This is a genomic window from Neptunomonas marina, from assembly GCF_004005935.1.
GTDB lineage: Bacteria > Pseudomonadota > Gammaproteobacteria > Pseudomonadales > Balneatricaceae > Neptunomonas > Neptunomonas marina.
This window is the reverse complement of sequence record NZ_SACQ01000007.1, coordinates 66985-84884: the sequence shown is the minus strand read 5'-3', so window position 1 is coordinate 84884 and position 17900 is coordinate 66985. Positions and strand designations below refer to the sequence as shown.

At 52.6% G+C, this 17900-nt stretch carries 13 protein-coding genes; 7 read left to right on the top strand and 6 right to left on the bottom strand.

Going from position 1 to position 17900, the window contains the following annotated elements; all coding sequences use genetic code 11:
• Window positions 1-342 precede the first annotated feature (342 nt).
• Window positions 343-1938 (top strand): methyl-accepting chemotaxis protein, encoded by a 1596-nt coding sequence (locus tag EOE65_RS14365; protein WP_127695016.1) that lies wholly within the window; start codon window positions 343-345, stop codon window positions 1936-1938.
• A gap of 53 nt (window positions 1939-1991) precedes the next feature.
• Here EOE65_RS14365 and EOE65_RS14360 read toward each other — a convergent pair whose 3' ends face one another.
• Both EOE65_RS14360 and EOE65_RS14355 read right to left on the bottom strand, forming a co-directional pair.
• Window positions 1992-3365, bottom strand: a complete 1374-nt coding sequence (locus EOE65_RS14360; protein ID WP_127695015.1) for a sigma-54-dependent transcriptional regulator — start codon at window positions 3363-3365, stop codon at window positions 1992-1994.
• A gap of 7 nt (window positions 3366-3372) precedes the next feature.
• On the bottom strand, window positions 3373-5565 hold the full coding sequence (locus EOE65_RS14355; RefSeq protein ID WP_240657008.1) for an ATP-binding protein: 2193 nt from the start codon (window positions 5563-5565) through the stop codon (window positions 3373-3375).
• Between the two features lie 206 nt (window positions 5566-5771).
• Between EOE65_RS14355 and pyk the strand changes: the two genes are divergently transcribed.
• The 3 genes from pyk to gshA all read left to right on the top strand — a co-directional run bounded on the left by pyk (window position 5772) and on the right by gshA (window position 11188).
• Complete coding sequence (pyk, locus tag EOE65_RS14350) at window positions 5772-7208, top strand: pyruvate kinase (RefSeq protein WP_127695013.1); 1437 nt, start codon at window positions 5772-5774, stop codon at window positions 7206-7208.
• A 72-nt stretch (window positions 7209-7280) separates the two neighbouring features.
• Complete coding sequence (locus EOE65_RS14345; protein WP_127695012.1) at window positions 7281-9539, top strand: Tex family protein; 2259 nt, start codon at window positions 7281-7283, stop codon at window positions 9537-9539.
• An 83-nt stretch (window positions 9540-9622) separates the two neighbouring features.
• Window positions 9623-11188, top strand: a complete 1566-nt coding sequence (gene gshA / locus EOE65_RS14340; RefSeq protein ID WP_206052695.1) for a glutamate--cysteine ligase — start codon at window positions 9623-9625, stop codon at window positions 11186-11188.
• A 21-nt stretch (window positions 11189-11209) separates the two neighbouring features.
• Here gshA and EOE65_RS14335 read toward each other — a convergent pair whose 3' ends face one another.
• On the bottom strand, window positions 11210-11614 hold the full coding sequence (locus EOE65_RS14335) for a flagellar basal body-associated FliL family protein (protein ID WP_127695011.1): 405 nt from the start codon (window positions 11612-11614) through the stop codon (window positions 11210-11212).
• 138 nt (window positions 11615-11752) lie between these two features.
• Between EOE65_RS14335 and rsd the strand changes: the two genes are divergently transcribed.
• Window positions 11753-12226 carry a sigma D regulator gene (gene rsd / locus EOE65_RS14330; protein ID WP_127695010.1) on the top strand — a complete coding sequence of 158 codons (474 nt, stop codon included), beginning with the start codon at window positions 11753-11755 and terminating at the stop codon, window positions 12224-12226.
• Window positions 12227-12232: 6 nt separating this feature from the next.
• The gene (locus EOE65_RS14325; protein WP_127695009.1) at window positions 12233-13210 is read left to right on the top strand and encodes a WD40 repeat domain-containing protein; all 978 of its coding nucleotides are present in this window, start codon (window positions 12233-12235) and stop codon (window positions 13208-13210) included.
• 40 nt (window positions 13211-13250) lie between these two features.
• On the opposite strand, the gene EOE65_RS14320 is transcribed toward EOE65_RS14325, so the two are convergent.
• Together EOE65_RS14320 and EOE65_RS14315 are read right to left on the bottom strand one after the other, a co-directional pair.
• Window positions 13251-13949, bottom strand: coding sequence for a BamJ family beta-barrel-assembly machinery protein (locus tag EOE65_RS14320; protein ID WP_127695008.1), 699 nt, complete (start codon window positions 13947-13949; stop codon window positions 13251-13253).
• A 66-nt stretch (window positions 13950-14015) separates the two neighbouring features.
• Window positions 14016-14507: a TIGR02444 family protein gene (locus EOE65_RS14315; protein ID WP_127695007.1), complete on the bottom strand. Its 492-nt coding sequence runs from the start codon at window positions 14505-14507 to the stop codon at window positions 14016-14018.
• A gap of 23 nt (window positions 14508-14530) precedes the next feature.
• Here EOE65_RS14315 and EOE65_RS14310 point away from each other — a divergent pair, with 23 nt between their 5' ends.
• Window positions 14531-16459, top strand: coding sequence for an ATP-binding cassette domain-containing protein (locus EOE65_RS14310; RefSeq protein ID WP_127695006.1), 1929 nt, complete (start codon window positions 14531-14533; stop codon window positions 16457-16459).
• A 25-nt stretch (window positions 16460-16484) separates the two neighbouring features.
• On the opposite strand, the gene EOE65_RS14305 is transcribed toward EOE65_RS14310, so the two are convergent.
• Window positions 16485-17804: an HDOD domain-containing protein gene (locus EOE65_RS14305; protein ID WP_240657007.1), complete on the bottom strand. Its 1320-nt coding sequence runs from the start codon at window positions 17802-17804 to the stop codon at window positions 16485-16487.
• Window positions 17805-17900 lie beyond the last annotated feature (96 nt).

The following is a 17900-nucleotide window of genomic DNA, read 5'->3' as shown; positions in this document are numbered from 1 at the left end:
ATGCCCGTGCTCGGCACACGCATGAACAAGTCCTGATGGAGATAGCAAAGAAAAGGCCAAAAGAAAAAATTTTAATTATTTCAATATCTTAATAAAAAACCGCAGTAGATCGCCCCGAAAAAATGGGTGGATTTCCGCCCAGAGCAAAATCAAGATGAGTCGTTTTCCGCCATTTAGGGTTTGATAAACGTCAATTAGTTCACTTTGTACACAGTGGCAAGTTGAACAATGGTCATAACCGAACTATAAAGATTCCTAACGACGTGCCGAAATCTCTTTCTAAATCAAGAGATTTATCAAACAAATCTAATGTAAGGATTCACAGTGAAACGGACCACTGAGATGTCAATTCAAACAAAAGTTAACTTATCCTTGGTGGCTGTTTTCATCATCGTTTTGATCGGTAGTCTAACGGCGATCTATAACAGTGAGATGAACCTAAGCCGCGATGTCGCGCGTAACACAACAGTGAATACCGCCGACTCCTACTTCGACAGCATCAACATCCTGATGCTCAGTGGAGCCATGGCAAACCGCGGCACTCTGCAAGAGAAGATACTCTCCAACCCAGACCTCACTGAAGCGCGCATCATTCGTGGTGATGCCGTCACAAAGATGTATGGCGCGGGCACACCCGACTCTAAGGTGATGGATGACTTTGACCGCCGTGCTATGAACGGTGAGCAAATCATCGAGGAGCTGGACGATAAAGATGGTCATCGTCTGGTCGTGGTTACGCCCATGCGTGCTGAAGAGGACTATAAAGGTACCAACTGCCTGATGTGCCACCCGGTCAATAAAGGCGAGGTATTGGGTGCCGTGCGTGTGACCTACTCGTTTGCAGCGATGGACAAAACGGTGATGAGTAACATCACTGCGGTTGCGCTAGTTGAACTGGGGCTGTTCACCGTGGGTATCATCTTAATCAGCCTGTTGCTACGTAAGCTGGTGGTGCGCCCGATTAACGAGCTTAGTCATACGATTCAACGCATTGAAGACGAAGCTGACCTCAACTTACGTACTCAGAACACCTCAAACGATGAGATCGGCCAGATGTCATCTGCGTTTAATTCCATGCTCGACCACTTCCAAAGTAGCTTAAGGCAAGTCAGCGATACTGTATTAAAGCTCGGTAACTCTAGCCATCAGATCACAGAGATCGCTCACCAAGCGGCGGAAGCCACCGCCAATCAGCAGATGCAAACAAGCTCAGTAGCCTCAGCTATGGAGCAGATGGAAGCCGCAACCCGCAGTGTCGAGCAAAACGCACAAAGCACGGTAGAAGCCTCTGATCTGGCGATGACTGAGAGCACCAAAGGCACCAAAATTACACAAGCCGCGCTGCACTCGATCGAAGAGCTCAAAGCGAAGATGACCCATGCCACTGAGGTGATCGAAAACCTCAACACCCAAAGCCAAAATGTAGGCACAGTGTTGGAGGTTATTCAGAAGATCGCTGAGCAAACCAACTTGCTCGCATTGAACGCAGCCATTGAAGCCGCGCGCGCTGGTGAGCAAGGCCGAGGCTTCGCCGTCGTCGCCGATGAAGTGCGCACCTTGGCTAGCCGCACTCACAGCTCAACAGAAGAGATCAACACGATCATCTCTCAGCTGCAGCAGGATGCTCGCGGAGCTGTAAGCGTTATGGATGAAGCGATGAGCCGTGCTGGGACGGGCGTAGAAAGCGTACAACGCACCACCGACTCCCTGACGAACATCGCAGAGGAGGTGCGGGTGATCAACGACATGAACCATCAGGTAGCCAGTGCGATTCGCGAGCAGTCACAGATGGCCGCCAGCGTTGAAGATAATGTACTAGAGATCAACAACAACGCACGTCTAACCGCAGAACGAGCAGGCCGCTTAGACGACGTATCCAGCGAACTCGGCTCCCTTGCCAACCAGCTCGAAGCCTTGGTAAACCGCTTTAAGCTATAAAAAGAGCCCGTGACGAAAAAGCCCCTGCTGAGCAGGGGCTTTTTTATGGACCACTAGTTTTTAAAATCGTCTTTATTGATCTCGTGCTTCTTCATTTTGTCGTACAAGGTTTTGCGCGGTAGCCCTAAGCTCTCTTGCGTATCCTTGATCGAGCCACCGTGACGGGCAAGCTCGGTTTGAATCAGCATTCTTTCAAAACGTTCCATCTGTTGTGGTAACGTCATATGGCCGCGCTCTGTCGCATCTAAAATCGGCTGATCATCAAAATCAAAGGTACAGTTTTCACCCAGCAGCACATAGCGTTCTGCTAGGTTGCGCAACTCTCGCACATTGCCCGGCCAATCGTGCGTCACCAAACTGTGCATACGTTCGGCACTGAGCGGCACAACTTCGCGCCCGTACAGTGTTGATGCAACAATCGCAAAGTGCTGAAACAGCAACGGGATGTCGTCACGACGTTCACGCAAGGGCGGAATATCGATTTTAACGACATTCAAGCGGTAGTAGAGATCCTCTCGAAACAAACCTTGCTCGGCTTGCTGTTTCAAGTCCGCTTTGCTGGCTGCGATAATACGTAGATCCAGCGGAATCGATTCGTTTGAGCCCAAGCGCTCAACGCTGCGCTCCTCGATCACCCGCAGCAGCTTCACCTGCAGCGCCAACGGCATACTTTCGATCTCATCCAGAAAGAGCGTACCGCCATTGGCATGTTCGAACTTACCAATACGACGCGCCTTAGCATCCGTAAACGCACCTTTTTCGTGGCCAAATAGCTCACTCTCGATCAGGTTTTCCGGCACGGCCCCGCAATTGATCGCCACAAAGTTCTTATCCCGGCGGTTGCTGTGTTCATGGATATAACGCGCCATTAAGTCTTTACCGGAACCGGTTTCAGCCAAAATCAGGATATCGGCAGGCGTATCAGCCACCGCTTGCACTAAACCCCGTAGCTGCTGCAAAGCCGGTGTTTTACCGATCAAACGCGGCCCTGGGGCGCTCTGCGCCTCAAGCTCGCGGCGTAAGCGCTGGTTCTCTAGCGTCAGGGTCAGCTTTTCAACCGCTCGTTTCACCACATCTTGCAACAGATCAGCGGAGAAGGGTTTCTCGATAAAGTCATATGCGCCATCGCGAATCGCACCCACGGCCATACTGATATCGCCATGGCCGGTAATCAGAATCACCGGGATATCGCTGTTGCGCTGCTGGACTTCACGCATCAGCGCCAGCCCGTCCATACCCGGCATACTGATATCGCTGACCATAACGCCCACCCAACCATCTGCCAGCACATCAAGCGCTTGCTGAGCATTCGCGCAACAGGTCACCGGATAACCGGCAAGCTCCAGCGTTTGTCCGGCCGAGATGCGGATGTGCTCTTCATCATCCACCAGCATCACTGAACACGGTGAATTGGAATCTAACTGCATAACTGCCTCATATCTCTTTCAATGCGGGCTTATCGCCCTTTGGGAGAGCTAAACGAAATTCAGCGCCGCCCTCGCTGTGGTTCGACACACTCAATTCGCCATTCATGCTGGCCACGATTCGATGGGAGATGGATAACCCCAGACCAAGCCCCTGCCCCGCTTTTTTGGTGGTGTAGAATGGCTCAAAAATACGGGCAAGCTCTGCATCGCTGATACCGGGCCCGTTATCGTGCACCACCAAGACGATCAACTCGTCTTGCTGCTCCAGCCGAATATCGACCTGCTTCGTCTCGTTTTGCTCCATCGCTTGAATCGCATTTTCTAACAGGTTCACCATCACCTGTTCGATGCGCACAATATCACCCAGTACAAACGCACTATCCAACCCATCGGGCCAGACAACCTCCACTGTCTCGCGGTGTAAGCGGCCATACATAATCGACATCGCACCATCTTTAACCGACTTTAAGCACACCGGTTCCGCTTGCCCACTGGTCTTTCGGGAGAATTCTTTCAGGGGATGAATAATCTGCGCCATACGCTGTGTCAGCATCCCAATTTCGCGTAGGTTTTGCGCGACCGGGTCCAAACGCTCCATACGCAAGAACTGCTGGGCATTATCAGCATAGGCACGAATGGCCGTCAGAGGTTGATTCAGCTCGTGGTTAATCCCCGCAGACATCTGCCCCAGCACCGCAAGCTTCGCCGTTTGAATCAGCTCGTTTTGAGTGCCTTTGTGGAGTTGAATCTCTTCACGCAGCTTGTCGTTTGCGGTGGTAAGATCACGGGTACGCTCAGCCACACGGCTTTCCAGTGCCACCTGCGCTTCGCGTAGCGCACGCTCGTACTCTTTGCGCTCGGTAATATCATGTACGGTGATGATAAAATGCTGGCGGTGCCACACGCCACGATGCTGCGGCATTAAACCGATGGCGATCTCCACCGGAAAGTGGCTGCCATCAAAGCGCTGCGCTTCGCACTCAAGCATCACCTCATCAACCGAGTCTTTGACCTCATCACGCAGCGAGTCCCAGCGCAGCGCTTGCTCCGTGCCGTGTAAAACATCATCAAACAGTTGATCACAAAAGCTACTTTGGGAGAGGCCGAACAACAGCTCAGCTTTACGGTTTGCAGAGAGCACGCGGCCCTGATGGTTGATGGTCAACAGCCCCGCTTGGGTGCTATCAAGGATCGCACGAATGCGTGCTTCATTTGCCTCTAGGTTTCTTAACTCGCGTGCTTTAAAGCGCTCACGCTCGCGCAAGATACGCCGCCGCGATAACAGCACCAGCCCCAACAGTACAGCGGCCAGATAGATTACCGCCACCAGCGAGATCATCTCCCACACTTGGCGGTTAACTGGCCGTGTCGAGGCTAAGATAGCCACATCAAATTGTGCTCCGGGTACAGCCGTGCGTTGCAGTACGTAGCTCTCTTTTAAGCGCTGCCCCGGAATCACTAACGACACCAAGCTCACCCCCTCACGCCATTGCTCACGCTCGGTAAAGCCAATCGGATCAAGCTCAGCATCGCCATAACGATTACTGCGCACAATTCTAAGCCGGTCTTTCTCCAACAACGGCTGCACGGCACGAAACTTCCACTTCGGCTCAGTCGAGATATAGACGATGCCGTCGCTGTCGGTAACGAGCAGGTCGGTCTCGGGGGACTCCCAATCCTCCTCAATGTCGTTTAGATCGATCTTAACGACCACCACACCGATCACTTCACCGCCCCGTTCAACCGGATGCCCAAAGTAATAACCACGGCGTTTGGAGCGGGTACCAAGCGCAAAGTAGCGGCTGCTCTCCCCTTGAACGGCCTCTTGGAAATACGGCCTGAAGCTATAGTCGCCGCCCACAAACGAAAGCGGCTGGTTCCAATTGCTCGCCGCCAACGTCATACCATTGCGATCTAACAGATAGGTTTCTGCAGCGCCTATACGACGGTTAACACTCTCAAGGTGCTCATTTGCCACCGTTTGCAGTTGCTTGGAGTCGGGGTCTAATAGCAGAAGCCTCAGCTCAAGATGGGTAGCCAATAGCCCCGGCAGGTTTTTGAACCGGTCCAGCCGCTGCTGCAAGCTCAACGCATAGCGGTTGAGATCCGCAAGCGTGCGCTGCTGAAGCTGCTCTAGCGCGCTTTGGCGCACCAAGATATCCACCTGCGCTAACAACAGGATAAAGCCACAGATCAGCACCGCTGCAATCAGAGGGCGATAGGTAGGAAAAGATCTTGCCAGAACAGATTACCTTCGAATAATGTACACAAAACGTTGATACTATCAGGGCCAGACGTATCAAAAATGTCCTAGCATAATAGCTGTCCACGTGTTCTTCGGAAACCTCCACTGCCATTAGGCGCATTTTTTGAACGCCCTCGCTAACTGCCAAAAAGAGAATGGTTATGCTTAAACGAACCAAGATTGTTGCCACACTAGGTCCCTCAACCGATCAACCAGGCGTACTGGAACAGCTCATCAAGGAGGGGGTTAATGTTGTGCGGCTCAACTTCTCGCATGGCTCAGCCGATGATCACCGCCGTCGTGCTCAAGAGGTTCGCGATACGGCACGCCGCCTGGGTAAAGTTGTCGCGGTACTGGGCGACTTGCAAGGCCCTAAGATCCGCATCGCCAAGTTCCAAAATGATCGCATTGAACTCAAGATTGGCGATCACTTCGCGCTAGATAGCGCCCTAGACAATACGGCTGGGGATCAAACGCAAGTGGGGCTCGACTACAAAGACCTCCCGCAAGACTGTGCGCCGGGGGATGTATTACTGCTCGACGATGGCCGCATGCAGCTAAAAGTGCTCAGCGTCTCGGGCACCCGCGTTGAGACAAAGGTGCTGCTCAACGGCCCGCTATCGAACAACAAAGGGATCAATAAGCAAGGAGGCGGGCTATCCGCTGCGGCGCTCACCGATAAAGACAAGCGCGATATCAAAACCGCCGCACAGATCGATATGGACTATATCGCGGTCTCCTTCCCCCGCTCGGCTGCCGATATGGAGGAAGCACGCGCGCTGCTAGCAGAGGCAGGTGCTCGCGCCGAGCTGGTCGCAAAAATTGAACGCGCTGAGACCGTGCACGACCACCAAGTGCTAGACGACCTCATTCTTGCCAGCGATGCAGTTATGGTAGCGCGCGGCGATTTAGGCGTAGAGATTGGCGATGCCGAGCTAATCGGCCAACAGAAGCACATCATCAACCGCGCCCGCGAGCTCAACCGTTCTGTGATCACGGCCACCCAAATGATGGAAACCATGATCAAAGCGCCCATGCCAACCCGTGCAGAGGTGTTTGATGTGGCCAACGCGATACTGGATGGTACCGATGCCGTCATGTTGTCAGCAGAGACCGCCGCCGGTGACTTCCCTGTTGAAGTGGTGCGCTCCATGACCGAGATCTGCCAAGGCGCCGAGCGCCACCAGCAAGCGCGCCCCACGGTTACCAGCATCACTAAGCGCGGTGATCGCATTGACGAAACCATCGCTCGCTCAGCGATGTATACCGCCAACCATTTGGTCGGTATTAAAGCGATTATCTGCTTAACCGAATCAGGCTCTACACCACGCTGGATGTCACGTATCCGCTCTGGGCTGCCGATCTATGCACTGACACGCCACGATCGCGTTATGCGCCGTATGGCACTTTACCGCGGTGTGGAAGCGATGTTCTTTGATGCAACTGCGGTTGCAGAGAACAAGCTCAATGATGAGATTCTGGCAGGCTTGAAAGCTAAAGATTATCTGCAAAGCGGCGACCTTGTCATCCTGACACGCGGCGCAGATATTGGTGAGTTAGGCGGTACTAACTCCATGCAAGTTCTGCAAGTGTCCTAATCTCCACGACTACGCAGGGTATGTGTTCGCACGTACCCTGTTTCGTTTTACCCGCTGTTTAAGGTCCGCTACATGAGTCTTGCGCAACAGATCGCCACTGAGCTAAATATCCACTCTCGCCAAGTTGAAGCAACGATCAAACTGTTAGATGAAGGTGCTAGCGTGCCTTTTATCGCCCGTTATCGAAAAGAAGCCACCGGTGCACTGGATGACACCCAGCTACGCGATCTCACGCAGCGCCTAGGCTACCTACGCGAGCTGGAACAGCGCCGCCAGACGATACTGCAATCGATTGCAGAACAGGGCAAACTGACCGACCCACTGCGCGCCAGTATCGAGCAAGCAGATACCAAAGTTCGCCTCGAAGATCTGTATCTACCCTTCAAGCCAAAGCGCCGCACCAAAGCGCAGATTGCTCGTGAAGCGGGTCTAGAGCCGTTGGCACAAGCCCTGTTAGCAGGCACCGCAAATGAGCCTGTAACGGCTGCAAACGCCTTTATCAATCCGGCTGCGGATATCAACACCCCAACCGATGCACTCGAAGGGGCCCGGATGATTTTGCTAGAGCTGTTTGGTGAGCAAGCTGACCTCGTTGCCCAACTACGCCGTTGGCTCTGGCAACATGGCGTGTTACAGGTGCGTGTGATTAAGAGCAAGGCCAACGAGCACAGTAAATTTCGCGACTACTACAGCCATGATGAGGCTCTGCGCCAAGCCCCGTCGCACCGCGCACTGGCGGTCTTTCGTGGCCAAGCAGAGGGCGAACTGCGCGTAAAAGTGACACTGGCAGACAGTGATACCGATCAGCCCTATCAGCTTATTAGCAAAGCGATGCGTCTGCCCGCAGGCCGCGATGCGAACGCGCTCTGGTTAAGTGAGACTGCTCGGCAATGCTGGGATAAAAAACTTCACAAACAGCTCGAAACCGAACTCCTCAAGCAGTTACGCGACAGCGCCGAAGCTGAGGCTATTAAGGTGTTTGCACGCAACTTAAAAGACTTGTTACTAGCGGCTCCCGCGGGCCAAAAAGTCACCATGGGCCTTGATCCTGGTCTTCGCACCGGCGTCAAAGTTGCGGTGGTTGATGCCACTGGCAAGCTGATTGATCACACCACTCTCTTTCCTCATGCTCCGCAAAAGCGCTGGGATGAGGCGCTCAATACCCTCGCAAAGCTAGCTCAACGTCACCACGTTGAGCTGATCAGTATCGGCAACGGCACGGCCTCACGCGAGACAGAGCAGCTGGTGAATGAGCTGAAAAAACGCCATCCACAACTCACCTTAACGAGTTTAATGGTCAGTGAGGCTGGTGCTTCTGTTTACTCCGCATCTGCGCTGGCTGCGGCTGAATTTCCCGATCTGGATGTGGCCTTTCGCGGCGCCGTCTCCATTGCGCGGCGCTTACAAGACCCGCTCGCAGAACTGGTTAAAATCGAACCTAAAGCAATCGGTGTTGGCCAATATCAGCATGATGTTGATCAAAAAGCACTGGGCGATTCACTAGCCTTTGTCATCGAGGATTGCGTGAACCACGTGGGTGTTGATCTAAATACCGCATCGGTTGAGTTACTGACGCAAATCGCAGGGCTGAACGCGACAACAGCGAAGAATATTGTGGCCTTTCGTGATGAACATGGCCGTTTCGCTGAGCGCCGCCAATTGCTAAAGGTGCCACGCTTAGGTAACAAAGCCTTTGAGCAGTGTGCTGCATTTTTGCGAATTGCCGGTGGTACTCAGCCGCTAGATAACTCCGCGGTTCACCCCGAGTCCTATCCGTTGGTGGATCAGATGGCGGCGTCACTCAAGCTCTCTAGCCATGAGATCATTGGTAACCAGGCACAGATTCAGCGCCTAAGTGCCGAGCAGTTTATGAGTGACTTTGGCAGCTACACAGTGCGCGACGTGATCGCCGAACTGGAAAAGCCCGGCCGTGACCCGCGCCCTGAGTTTCGCACCGCGACGTTCCAAGAAGGCGTTGAAACCATCAACGACTTGCATGAAGGGATGCAGCTTGAGGGCGTGGTTACGAATGTCACCAATTTTGGCGCGTTTTTGGATATCGGCGTACACCAAGATGGTTTGGTACACATTTCACAGTTGGCGGACCGCTTTATCAAAGACCCCCATGACGTGGTCAAGGCGGGAGATATTGTGAGCGTACGCGTGGTGGAGGTCGATCAGCCGCGCCGCCGCATCGCTCTCTCGATGAAAACGGAAGCGGCGGGTGGCAGTGTATCGGCACCACCAAAGCCTGCGCCAAAGCAAACAAAGCCGCGCCAGCAAAACTCCCTAGCAGCGGGCCTTAAAGCCGCTGGATTTAAACTAAAATAGTGCAACGCACTGTTGCGATGCATGATACGAAGTTGTCAGTTTATAATGGCGCTTATATCGACTCCGAGATAAGGATAAAAACATTGGCTTGTACGCTGCAAGAACAGCTAGAACAACTGGTCTCTAGCGGGAACGTCGCACACCTAAAAGGGGTGCTGCATGGTATCGAGAAAGAGGGGCTGCGGGTTGACCTGTCGGGTGACCTTGCGCAAACCGCGCATCCAAAGGGCCTAGGCTCTGCCATGACCAATGGTGAGATCACCACAGACTACTCCGAAGCGTTATTAGAGTTCATTACGCCGGTGTATGAGCAGCCAGAAGATGCACTGAATCACCTTGAGAATCTGCATCGTTTTACCTATCAACAACTCGATCAAGAGGTGATTTGGGGAGGCAGTATGCCTTGCCACATCCGTGACGCTGCAGCGATCCCGATCGCGCGCTACGGCAACTCTAACGTCGGTCACCTGAAACATGTCTACCGCGTGGGTCTTGAGCACCGCTACGGCAAGATGATGCAAACCATTGCCGGTATTCATTACAACTTCTCGTTGCCTGACAGCTTTTGGGAGGCACTCAAAGCACAGCAGCAGAACACCGATAGCCTGCAAGAGTACCGCTCAGCCTCTTACTTCCGCCTGATTCGCAACTTCCGCCGCCACTCGTGGGCTTTGCTCTATCTCTTTGGCGCATCACCCGCGCTTTGCGATTCGTTCTTAGAGGGGCGTGAGCACGCGCTTGAATACTTGAACGAGCATACCCTATATCTGCCCTACGCGACCTCGTTGCGCATGAGTGACTTGGGCTACTCCAACAAAGCTCAAGCCTCGTTGGGGATTTGCTTCAACCACCTCAATACCTACATGCATTCGTTACATCGTGCGATTCACACGCCGTACCCAGCATACGAAGCGATCGGCCAGAAGGTGGATGGCAGCTATCGCCAGTTAAACACGAATATTCTGCAAATAGAAAACGAGTACTACAGCGATATCCGCCCTAAGCGGGTTACTGAAAGTGGCGAAAAGCCGCTACATGCCCTGCAAAACCGCGGTGTACAGTACATCGAAGTACGCAATACGGATATCAATCCATTCCTACCTATCGGTATCTGCGCTCAACAAGCGCGCTTTTTGGATGCTTTCTTAATCACCTGCCTGTTGATGGACGATACAGAGATTGGCGATCAAGAGTGTGACCTTATCAGCGATAATTTGCAGAAAGTTGTGAATCGCGGCCGTGAACCCGGTTTAACGTTGGACACCATTGATGGTGAAGTAACACTGGTTGCCGCTGGCGAAAAACTGCTAGATGCCGTGTCACTGACCGCTCACGTGCTGGATACTCTGCACAATACGCCGCTTTACAGCGAGTCCGTTGCAGCTCAGGTTGCAAAGTTACACGACAGTGCATTAACGCCATCTGCGCAGGTGCTGGCAGCATTAAAAGAGAGTGGGCTTGGCCATACCGAGTGGTTACTGCAGAAAAGTCGTGAGCATCAAGCAACGCTTCAAGAGACCCCGCTTGATGCAGCACTGGCGCAACAGTTGGCAGAGACTGCCGAAGCGTCACTGGCCGCTCAACGCGAAATTGAAGCGGCCGACAATGTGGATTTTGATACCTATCTAGCGCAATACCTCGCCAGCTAAACGCTGGCGAGTCCTTCAAAGTTACTGGGTGACAAAGCTGGTGAAGAACATATCACTCACCATCGCCTCACCCTCCTCTTCAACGAGAATCTTCTGCACAAGCTTTAGCCCTTTTTTGGCAAGGTTCTGTTGTGCCTCAATCCCGTCTAGATCTTTCTCTTCCTGAGCACTGAAGAGAAAGACAAGGTCATTACGAATATGGGCCATGTGCGCGTTCACTGCATGGTGAGCCGCTTCCGTTGCCACTTGGATCGTCACTTCACATTTCAAGAAACGAGATTTGCCCGGACCACCGAAGTTCGTAATAAAGGGCTTTAATTCGATGTAACCGATGTAATCCTCTGCTGGTGCACCCTCTTCATCAGCAGCCCACGCAAATGGTAACCAGCAACTGAGTAGAAGGATCGAAAAAAACCGTAACAACATAACCTGATTGCTCCCTGTGTAATGGACATATTTACCTAAGTATAACGGCGGTTTCAGAAATCGTCAGGGGGATCTCTATTGCACCGGCGCGCGCCTTCGGATTAGTATGAAAGGATAGATAACAACAAGGATCTAATCATGTTGGAGAAGTGCAAAACTGCGCGTGAGCGCTGGGGTGGCGTTAGCGAAATTATCGATAGCTGGCTAGAGCAAAGGCAAAAACTGATTAGCCAGTTTGTGTCTTTTCCAAGCATCGAAATCAGTTTACTGGAAGACCGCCTAAGCGCTTTTTGCACCGACTTGATGGATTATCTCTCCTCCGGCCATTTCGAGGTCTATGAGCAACTGCTAAGAGAGGGCAGTGAGTTTAACGATGGTAGCCTTGAAGAGGCGCAAAAGTTATTCCCGCTGATCCAACCCACCACCGATGCCGCTCTGGACTTCAATGACGACTACGCGACCCTGAACTCTCCAACCGTGCAGCAGATACGCGAACTCACCTTCCAGCTCTCGAAGCTTGGAGAGTCCCTAGAGGAGCGTTTCTCTCTGGAAGATCGTTTGATCGAAATCTTGCATACTGCGCATCGAGACCAAGTGCTCGAAGAGGTGTAATCACCCATGGCTAAGCCTCTTTTCCTGCTCCCTTGGTTAACGGCTGGGGTGTTGTTATCCGGCTGTGACTCTGCAAACGACCCTAGCAGTTGGTATGAAGTTGCCAGCCAAGGCACCTACACAGCTGAGATCTCTACCGACGGGCGTTTCGCGGTTGTCGGAGCACGTCTTGAGGGTGGCAGCTTATGGAATATCGCTGATAAAGCACGTTTATACGATTGGAACCATAAAGGTGGTGAGCGCTCGCTACTGGCCGCAACGGGTTTTTCGCCTCAAGCGCGCTTTGCAGCAACGGCAGATCAGCAAAATTTAGTGCTTTGGCATACGGATAGCGGCCAACCGGAATGGTTTTGGCGCTCTCCCGGTGAGATTCTTGATCTGGTATTAGCACCGCAAGGTCAGTATGCACTGCTGGGGCTCGACAACCATGAGGCGGTGCTGTTCGATGCCATTAATGGGGGCGTTAAACGCTCTTTCCTACATGGTGGCCGCGTGCGGACCGTTGATCTATCCGCCGATGCCAGCATTGCCATAACCGGCGCGGATGACTACACGACCACGCTGTGGAGTGTCGATACCGGAGAGAAGCTCCACGAGCTCACGCTAGAAAACGTGATTGATGCTGTGGCGTTATCCCCAGACGGTAAAGTCGCGTTTTCGGCCAGCACGCTCGATCAAGCAGTGATCTGGGATACCACAACCGGCCAGATACGCCACACCCTTTCCAGCACCGAAGGTTTCTTTCCAAAGCGTGTTAGCTACATCGTGGCTCGCTTCTCAAATGATGGTAGCCAGCTGCTTACAGGCACCGCGTCCGGGCTGGTGCAGCTATGGAACGTACAGTCAGGACAAATGGTTAAAAGCTGGCGGGTACAGAAACGTAAGCAGTATGGCCCGACCAGTACCGGCGTGAATGCGGTGGGTTTTGGGGCAGGTAGCTACTACGCGGTCGGCTCGAACGGTATTCTCAACATCTTGAAATAAAAATGGCCGCTATTGCGGCCATTTTTTACTCTGTACTGGCTTATTCGGCTTTCGGGTTAACCTCAAGCAACTCAACTTCAAATACTAGTGTTGAGTTTGGTCCAATCACGTTACCCATGCCGCCTGGGCCGTATGCTAGATCAGCTGGAATGGCCAACTTAGCTTTGCCGCCCTCTTTCATCAGCTGTAGACCTTCCGTCCAGCCTGGGATCACACCATTCAGCGGGAAGGATACTGGCTCATTTCGTGCGTAGGAGCTGTCAAACTCAGTACCATCGATCAAGGTGCCACGGTAGTGAACCTTTACAGTGTCTTCCGCGGTAGGTTGTTTACCATCACCAGCCACCAGCTCTTCATACTGTAGGCCTGATTCTGTTGTCTTCACGCCATCGCGAGCGCCATTGTCTTTCAGATAGTTCTGGCCCGCAGCAAGATTGTCCTCAGCGATTTTTGCAGCCGCCTGACGCTGTTCTTCCAGTTTCTTCATCTGGAATGCCTGCATCGTTGCACCCACCTCTTCGCGGGTCATCGCAGGCTCTTCACCGGAATAGATCGCTTCAACGGCTTTTGTGAATGCTTCAATATCAAGTTGACTGATGTCTTGTTGCAGCTTTTCACCCAAGACTAGACCAAGGCTGTAGCTCACTTTCTGCTCTTCAGTGTTCAGCTCAACCGCTTGTGCAACTGGCATGACTGCAAACGAAGAGACGATTGCCATGGTCAGTAATGTTTTTTTCATTCTTTCGTTTTCCTTGCTACTGGATCTGCTTTGAATAAGCGTTAGTGTTTGATTAAACCGTAAAGTTCAGAAGGGCTCTAGCTTTTGTTGCGCTTTTAATAGAGCTTGGCGCAAATTTTCGAGCTGTTCACGACACACTCCACTACACTCGGAGCCACTGACAGCGAGTAAATTATTGTAGCGTAAGAGCGCCACATCGCAGTCTGCGATCACGGGCATCTGCTCGGTGAGCTGATAAAACATCGCAAGCTCTGCCTGTTCAGCTTCCAGCTCCACCGTCTTGAGCGTTTGGTATAACCCGCTCATATCTCGCTGCCCGCGAACATGTAAGCGCGCCCTGCGAATCGATGCCGTTACCTTATTCTGCCACTGTGCTATCTGCTCATGTGCGGCTGCATCAACGTGATACTCGCGCCCCTGTTCAGCCAGCCACAATGCAAAGAGTATCGCGTTAACACTCAAACCACAGCCATCCTGCAGCGCTAGGCAGGCAGCTTCAACATCAGGTTCGCTGTAGGTTTTTAGCGCAAAGTCCCAAAGAGGATTCTGTAATGACATAGCTATGATAAAATCCTGCGCCTATGATTCAGTTATCTCAACTCAGTTTACATCGCGGCACTCAGTTCCTGCTTGAGCAAGCCGATCTGACCATTCACAGCGGCTGGCGCGTCGGTATTATTGGCGCCAACGGTGTAGGTAAGTCTAGCTTATTTAAGTTACTACTTGGCGAACTTCATGCCGACGCAGGTGATCTTTACCTCCCTAATAACTTAACTTTTGCTCATATGGCGCAAGAGGTCACAGCGATCGATCGCACTGTGATCGACTATGTCCTCGATGGCGATCAACCGCTGCGCGCGGTCCAGCAAGCAATTGCGGCAGCAGAGCAAGCCCATCAAACCGATAAGCTCGGTGAGCTACATGCCCAACTAGATGCCCTTGACGGTTACTCCGCCAAAGCACGCGCCGAACAACTTTTGATGGGCCTAGGCTTTACCACCCAAGACCTCGAAAAAGCGGTGAAATCGCTGTCCGGGGGCTGGCGAATACGCCTCAACCTCGCGCAAGCGCTGATGTGCCGCTCCGATATACTGCTGTTGGATGAGCCCACCAACCACTTGGATCTCGACGCCACACTATGGCTTGAGCAATGGCTCAAAAGTTACCCCGGCACACTATTGCTAATCTCGCACGACCGCGACTTTATCGATCAGGTTGTGACCCATGTTGTTCATATGAGCAACCAAAAGCTGGATATCTACAAAGGCCAGTACAGCCACTTTGAGCGCGCGCGTGCAGAGCGGTTAGCACAGCAGCAAGCGCAATTTGAGAAACAGCAACAACGTATCGCCGAGATCGAAAACTTTGTGCGCCGCTTCCGCGCCAAAGCCAGCAAAGCGAAACAAGCGCAAAGCCGTATAAAAGAGCTTGAGCGCATGGAGATGATCGCCGCAGCGCATGTGGACAGCCCTTTTAGTTTCACCTTCCCTAGCAGTGATAAGGTTTCCCACCCGCTGCTATCGCTGCGTAAAGCTGACTGTGGTTATTCCGGGAAAACCATTCTTGCCGGCACCTCACTTACGCTGAACCCCGGCTCACGTATCGGCTTACTGGGACCTAACGGGGCCGGTAAATCAACACTCATCAAAACCCTCGTCAGTGACTTAGCGTTGCTCAAGGGCGAGCGTCACTGCGGCGAGCATCTGCGCATTGGTTACTTTGCTCAACACCAGCTCGAAGCATTAGATCTTGAAGCATCACCACTGCTGCACATCATGCGCATATCACCTGAGGCCACTGACCAAGCGGTAAGAAACTTTTTAGGTAGCTTTGGCTTTATCGGTGATGCAGCTCTGGAGCCGGTAAAACGTTTCTCCGGCGGTGAAAAAGCACGTGTTGCGCTGGCGCTGATCGCATGGCAAAAGCCTAACTTATTGCTGCTTGATGAGCCCACCAACCACTTGGACCTTGAGGTACGGCATGCCCTAACCGTCGCGTTGCAGGGGTTTGAAGGGGCGGTGATCTTGGTGTCGCACGATCGTCACCTCTTGCGCAATACAGTGGATCAGTTCCTGCTGGTCGCTAACGGCGAGGTTACCGACTTCAGTGGCGATCTCGATGATTATCAGCGTTGGTTAGCTGATCAGCGCCGCCAAGAGGCGCAAGCGTCACAACCTAGCACTGAACGCCAAGGCCGTTCGCTATCAGCGACTGAGCGCAAAGAGCAAAAACGCTTGGAGGCAGAGCGCCGTAAACAGCTAAGTCCTATCAAAAAACGCCTCAGCGCCCTCGAACAGGCAATGGAGACCTACCAAACACAACTTGCCGAAGTGGAGGAGCAGCTTGCAGATAGCAGCCTGTATGAAGCGGAGCAGAAAGCGCAGCTTAAGGAGCTGCTTGCCCAGCAAGCAACATTGACGCAAGACAATGAGGCCACTGAGCTTGAATGGATGGAGCAGAGTGAAGCCTTGGAGCAGCTTGAAGCAGAGATTTCAGCGTTTGCGAACTAAAAAGAGCGGGTACCCCCGCTCTTATTTACTTCCGGCTTTGACCTGCCAATGTTTTGGTTAGGTCATCCAGCGCATCGCTCTCTTTACGCATAAACTCGATCTCAGCGTTGATTTGACGATGCGATAATCCACACTCCTCAAGCAGCGTGTTCGGGATGCGCTCAAGCGGGCCATCAGCCCAACCTTCATAGCGCAGCGCACGGTTGGCGATGAATACCACCTTTGAGAAGCCTTCTGCTTTAGGATGTTGTGGCTCGTTTAGGTAGCGCACACCATTGCAAACCTCTTCAGGAAGGCTCCAGCACTCCATCAACCACGCACCAATCTGTTCACGCGTTACATGCAAAATGTGTTTTTCGATGTAATCAAGGCGGATATTCGGATTGGCCTCGATATAGCGTGATAGCAGTGAGAAGTGCGGAGGAAATAGGTGTGCCAAGATGACATAACCGAAGGAATGCAGCAGCCCTGTTAGATAGGCCAGTCCCGGTTTAGGGCGCACATCAGGTTCCATCTGCTTCGCTAGACGCTCGGACAATGTGGCCGTGTAAACTGCCTGCAACCAGTAAGGCGTCGCATTGCGCGGCACATCCTCTGGTAGGTCCAGTGTTTTACCCATTGCGATACCCAGTGCAAGGTTCACCACAAGGTCAAAACCTAATACCCGAATAATCGCATCTTCGATCGACTGGATACTGCCAGGGGCAGCGTAGAAAGGAGAGACCGACCAGCTCATCACCTGCGCGGCTAAGCTCTGGTCCACCTTCACAACCGGTACTAAGTTATCAACGCCCGCTGCAGGATCTGAGCGCAGTGAGATAATTTTCTGCGTCGTCGGCGCAAGGCTGGGTAAGCCTAGCGTATCTTCAAGGCGCTGCTTTATACGCAGTGCGGTGAAGCGCTCTACTGCGCGCGTGATCACCGCTTCATCGTCGCCCTCAGGCTGTACCTTGTCGATATCAGGCAGGCCTACGCCAATCTCCATGATATCCGCGTGTTTCGTATACCAACTACGATCAGCGGTGAATTCAAGGCCACTGAGCGGCTCAACGATATTCAGAGATGGTGCTACATCAAGGTCGCTATCGAGGATCACAGGCAGAGAGAACAACTTGCGCTGCCCGGCTTCAATTTGCAGTTGATCTTGGCTAAAGAAACGTTTTACATCGGCCGCTTTCACCGGCTGCAGATGGCGCTCTGAATCGCGCCAAATGGGGACAAGGTTGAGCAGTTTATCGACCGGCAGAACCACCAGTACTTTGCCTTCACTGTCATGCAGCAATACAATTCGCGCACCGTTATCTTGTTGCGCCACATGATCTAAGGTGCTTACCCCAATCGCCAATTTCCTATCTCCATTGCAGTGTTGCCAGCGCTATTATGGCTGAGCTTTCTTCTCTACCATAATAGCAGTCCTTTGACGTGTCGGCAGGATTGGCCA

Coding starts and splice junctions, on each gene's coding strand:
- pyk (WP_127695013.1), top strand. CDS start 5,772: ATGCTTAAACGAACCAAGATTGTTGCCACACTAGGTCCCTCAACCGAT.
- EOE65_RS14335 (WP_127695011.1), bottom strand. CDS start 11,614: ATGTTGTTACGGTTTTTTTCGATCCTTCTACTCAGTTGCTGGTTACCA.
- EOE65_RS14345 (WP_127695012.1), top strand. CDS start 7,281: ATGAGTCTTGCGCAACAGATCGCCACTGAGCTAAATATCCACTCTCGC.
- EOE65_RS14310 (WP_127695006.1), top strand. CDS start 14,531: ATGATTCAGTTATCTCAACTCAGTTTACATCGCGGCACTCAGTTCCTG.
- rsd (WP_127695010.1), top strand. CDS start 11,753: ATGTTGGAGAAGTGCAAAACTGCGCGTGAGCGCTGGGGTGGCGTTAGC.
- EOE65_RS14360 (WP_127695015.1), bottom strand. CDS start 3,365: ATGCAGTTAGATTCCAATTCACCGTGTTCAGTGATGCTGGTGGATGAT.
- EOE65_RS14315 (WP_127695007.1), bottom strand. CDS start 14,507: ATGTCATTACAGAATCCTCTTTGGGACTTTGCGCTAAAAACCTACAGC.
- EOE65_RS14320 (WP_127695008.1), bottom strand. CDS start 13,949: ATGAAAAAAACATTACTGACCATGGCAATCGTCTCTTCGTTTGCAGTC.
- EOE65_RS14325 (WP_127695009.1), top strand. CDS start 12,233: ATGGCTAAGCCTCTTTTCCTGCTCCCTTGGTTAACGGCTGGGGTGTTG.
- EOE65_RS14365 (WP_127695016.1), top strand. CDS start 343: ATGTCAATTCAAACAAAAGTTAACTTATCCTTGGTGGCTGTTTTCATC.